Source organism: Nocardia sp. JMUB6875 (assembly GCF_041154655.1).
In the GTDB taxonomy this organism is placed as follows: domain Bacteria; phylum Actinomycetota; class Actinomycetes; order Mycobacteriales; family Mycobacteriaceae; genus Nocardia.
The window spans coordinates 1-4,140 of the sequence record NZ_BAAFGR010000321.1 but is presented as its reverse complement, the minus strand read 5'-3'; the positions used below and the strand labels follow the sequence as shown (position 1 = coordinate 4,140).

At 66.1% G+C, this 4,140-nt stretch carries 4 protein-coding genes and 1 pseudogene; 2 read left to right on the top strand and 3 right to left on the bottom strand.

The window, feature by feature from the left end; translation table 11 throughout:
- Together ACAM49_RS39100 and ACAM49_RS39095 are read left to right on the top strand one after the other, a co-directional pair.
- Positions 1-216 (top strand): annotated as a pseudogene (locus ACAM49_RS39100) (serine/threonine protein kinase); the annotation flags it as partial.
- Between the two features lie 132 nt (positions 217-348).
- A complete protein-coding gene (locus ACAM49_RS39095; RefSeq protein ID WP_369640557.1) occupies positions 349-1,173 on the top strand; it encodes an alpha/beta fold hydrolase in 825 nt (274 codons plus the stop codon).
- Positions 1,174-1,258: 85 nt separating this feature from the next.
- Here ACAM49_RS39095 and ACAM49_RS39090 read toward each other — a convergent pair whose 3' ends face one another.
- From ACAM49_RS39090 to ACAM49_RS39080, 3 genes are all read right to left on the bottom strand, one after another.
- On the bottom strand, positions 1,259-1,681 hold the full coding sequence (locus ACAM49_RS39090) for a VOC family protein (RefSeq protein ID WP_369640556.1): 423 nt from the start codon (positions 1,679-1,681) through the stop codon (positions 1,259-1,261).
- A 56-nt stretch (positions 1,682-1,737) separates the two neighbouring features.
- The gene (locus tag ACAM49_RS39085) at positions 1,738-2,484 is read right to left on the bottom strand and encodes a helix-turn-helix domain-containing protein (protein ID WP_369640555.1); all 747 of its coding nucleotides are present in this window, start codon (positions 2,482-2,484) and stop codon (positions 1,738-1,740) included.
- 557 nt (positions 2,485-3,041) lie between these two features.
- A complete protein-coding gene (locus tag ACAM49_RS39080; RefSeq protein WP_369640554.1) occupies positions 3,042-3,752 on the bottom strand; it encodes a hypothetical protein in 711 nt (236 codons plus the stop codon).
- Between the last annotated feature and the right edge of the window lie 388 nt (positions 3,753-4,140).

Sequence of the window (4,140 nt, the reverse complement as noted above, 5' to 3'; positions counted from 1 at the left end):
CCCGACATCGACGTGATCATCATCGTCCGCACCGACAAGCAGGCGGCCAACGGCGGCTTCCGAGGCCTCCCCAGCTCCTTCACCTCCTCGACCACCCACGCCAAGCTGGTCATCATCGACGACCCCGCCACCACCCAGGCCTTCCAGACCTGGACCGACCGCTCCCCCGAGGTCGTCATCCAGAAAGTGGTCCCCGCCATCGTGAAGGTCCTCTGACCCGATCGATGGCCGAAATCGCGGCATTCGTGGCCCGTAGGGCAGGGCGCGCCGCCCCGTAACCCACGCACACTGATCCGGCAGCGATTGCTCCAGGCTGCGCATCGAATATCCGATCGCGAGGAGTCTCAAATGCCTTTCGTCACCACGTCCGACGGCGTCGACATCTACTACAAGGATTGGGGTAGCGGGCAGCCCATCGTCTTCAGCCACGGCTGGCCCCTGTCATCCGACGACTGGGACGCCCAGCTGATGTTCTTCGTCTCCAAGGGTTTCCGGGTGATCGCTCACGACCGCCGCGGCCACGGCCGTTCCGCCCAGGTCGCCGACGGCCACGACATGGATCACTACGCCGACGATCTCGCCACCGTCGTCAACCACCTCGACCTGTCGAACGCGGTGCACATCGGCCACTCCACCGGCGGCGGCGAGGTCGTGCGCTACCTCACCCGCCACGGCCAGGACCGCGCCGCCAAGGCCGTCCTGATCAGCGCCGTCCCGCCGATCATGGTGAAGACCGCGAATAACCCTGGCGGCCTGGACAAGTCGGTCTTCGACGGCATCCAGGAGCAGGTCGCCACCCGCCGCGCCGACTTCTTCCGCACCTTCGCCGAGGGCCCGTTCTACGGCTACAACCGCCCCGGCGCCCAGCCGTCGGAGGGCGTGATCGCCAACTGGTGGCGCCAGGGCATGGCGGGCGGCGCCAAGGCCCACTACGACGGTGTGGTCGCTTTCTCCCAGACCGACTTCACCGAGGAGCTCACCAAGATCACCATCCCCACCCTCGTCCTGCACGGCGAAGACGACCAGGTGGTCCCGATCGAGAACACCGGCATCCGCTCGGCAGAACTGCTCCCCAACAGCACCCTGAAGACCTACCCGGGTTTCCCGCACGGCATGCCCACCACCGAGGCCGCCACCATCAACGCCGACCTCCTCGCCTTCATCCAATCCTGAACTCCGACAACCCCACCGGGCGCGGGGCGGTCAGGGTCGGTCGAACACGTCGACCGCGACTGACCGCCCCCCGAACGCCGGCCCATCACTCCTGGCCGGTCGTCGCGTCGTCGCCCGGGGCGCCGGGGTTGTAGGCCAGCAGCTCCCAGCTGTGGCCGTCCGGGTCGTCGACCGCCCGGTTGTAGAGCCAGCCCATGTCCTGAGCCTCCCGCGGTTCGGTGGCGCCCGCCGCCAGCGCCGCGTCGGCGAAGCGGTCCACGTCTGCACGCGATCCGACGGCCAGCGCGTTGATCACCTCGATCGGACCATCCGCGGTGTCTCGCTTGGTGAAGGTCGCGAACGTCTCACGCGTCATCAGCTGCACCACGATCGCCTCGGCGAAGACCACCTGGGCGGAGGTGTCGCCGGTGAAGTCCGGATTGATCGTGCCGCCCAGCGCCGTGTACACCTTCTTGCTCGCCTCCAGGTCGGTGACCGGCAGGTTGACGTAGATCTGAGTGAATGCCATGACGTGCCCCTCCAAGGGTTTTCGGTGTGCCGGGCGTCCCGGCGACACCACAAAACCTAAGGGCGCACCTCGGTCTCGGTCTTGTACAGAAGCGACAGCATCTCATCGCTGTCGGCGTACCGAAGTTGGGATGCCGTGCGGCCGATGAACCGGGTCATCGAGCGCGCGAGGTGCGGCTGGTCGTGGTAGCCGGTCCGCTGGGCCACCTCGATCGCCGGGATCCCTTGCCGCAACAGCAATACGGCCTGTCTGGCCCGCTCGATCTGCCTGATCGCACCCTGCGTCAAACCGGTCGCCGCCGCCACCCGCCGCTGCACCGACCGGGGAGTGACCAAAGTTGTCGTATCACCACGAAGTACGTCGGTGACCAGCGGATCACGCACCAGCAGTCCAGCGCGAACCAGGCGGTCCACAAAGGTGCCAGCGTTGTCGTAGTCCGGAATTTCCCACTCCTGGCCCTGCAACACGAATGAGCGAGCGGTGGTGTGTGGACTCGACACCGCGGTGTCGACCAGCGCCGACACCGGCATCGGCGCCAGAAATGCCCCGTGCCGGAAGATGATCCCCAGTGTTTCGCCCGTACTCGGCCCCAGCTCGAGCACCGTGGGGCCGGTCTCCGGCCCGCGAACCGAAACGTGCGTCTCCCCGCCGTCGCGCCACACGACGAGCTCCCAGTTCGAATTGGCCACCGACCGCATCCGCGCCGGCACCACCCCGGCGACCGCCCCGGCCCGATAGACCCGCTCGACATACGGTGAATCGGACAGACGCTGCTCGACACCACCGGCCGACTCCACGCTCACGACCACAAACTAACACCGCCGACCCGAAGGCCGTGCACCCCGGCGAGGGCTGTACCAGTATGACCGCGGTGAACTCACGGTCATCGGCGCGGCCTCAGGCGGTCAACGACGACCTCCTCGCCTTTGTCCAATCCTGGGCGGTGGCAACCCCACCGAGCCCGGGGCACGGCAGTTCTATCGAACTCGTCAACGAGTACGAAGCCCGAAACCCGCCCCGATCGATCGACCTTCCCGATCCCGCCCGGGCCGCCGTCCAGACCTTGAAACCGACAGGTCACAGCAGCAACGCGAGTCCCTACCGTGCACCCATCAGGCCCAGCCGCAGTCGCGGGCTTCATAGTCTTGGCTTGCGTGCCATGTCGGCCGCCAAGCCCCTTGCGCGAGCGCCGACTTCGGCATCACCGCGCACTGACCACAGCGAGTTCGCTTCGAGCCGTCGACGTTCCGCAGGACGGCGCTGGCCGACTCGAACCCGCGCCTCGCGGCGCCCGACCGTTCGGCCGTTTCGAACCGCACTGGTCGCGGCAGAAGCGGATGTTTGTGCGGGCACACTGCGACTAGTTGGACCGATGGGAAGCGTAAGCAGGGAAGCGTTCCCGCATCGCGGCGTCGAACGCGGAGGCGTCCTCGTGGGAATCCCACCGGTGGAACTGTTCCCGCGACAGATACCACCGCATCAACGACGCCGCATCCTGCACCCGGCCGTCCAGCACGCACAGCACGACCGTTCCACGCAGCAGCGTCGGATCTGGATTCGTCTCCCACGGCGCGATGGTCGGCTCACGCGCCGTCTCGAGCAGAGCGGGGAACGTGGACCGTTTGGCGAACCACTCACGCACCGGGCCACGGACATACTCCATGTACTGCGCCACCGACACCTCGAGTTCGGCGTCGAAATCGATCGACATCACCGGCGGCTTCGCCGAAACATCCAACAGATCGAAGCGCCCACGATCGATGTCGCCATAACTCGGCCCATCACCGGGCATGTCACGCATGACCTTATCAACCGCTGGCGATCCGATCCGCGCGGTTCCTTCGAGGCGAAGGCCGCCATCGCGGTGACGCTCGATGTGGGCATCGACAGTCGAGGTCATTCTGGGGATGGACTCGTTCGTCGGACCGAAATAGATCTCCGTCCACAGAAGCCTCCCGGTGGCGGGCCACCTCTGCGATGGCGCGCAGACCGCGAAGCCTTCTGCCCCCATCGCCCCCGTCAATCGGGTGATGATCTGCTTGGTCCATTGAGCCTGGTTACGTGCACCCACCGTTTTTCGCCTTCCCGACAGCACCTTGCGTCGACATGCCAAGTCCTACCCACCGGCACCGACAAGCAGCGCTGTGAGGTTCCGCTCTTCTCTGAGCGCTGATTCGGCTAACAGCTCGGCCCAGAAGTCGTCAGCCACAACCCATCTTCATCTCTTCGGTTCTGGCAGAACCTATCCCGCCGCTCCGACAACAACACCACCGCTGGACCGGTCCGGAACACGTGCGCCGAAACCGAGGTGATCGACACGGAGCGAACACACCCGTTCCGGTCCGCGGGGGTCTGTCCAGATAACGGTGTAACTCGGGTTGATTGGGTTAGTTCCGTCCGGCGGTGAGTCGGCCGTCGAAGGTGATGTCGAAGGCGTTCAACGCCGCTTTCCAGCGGGT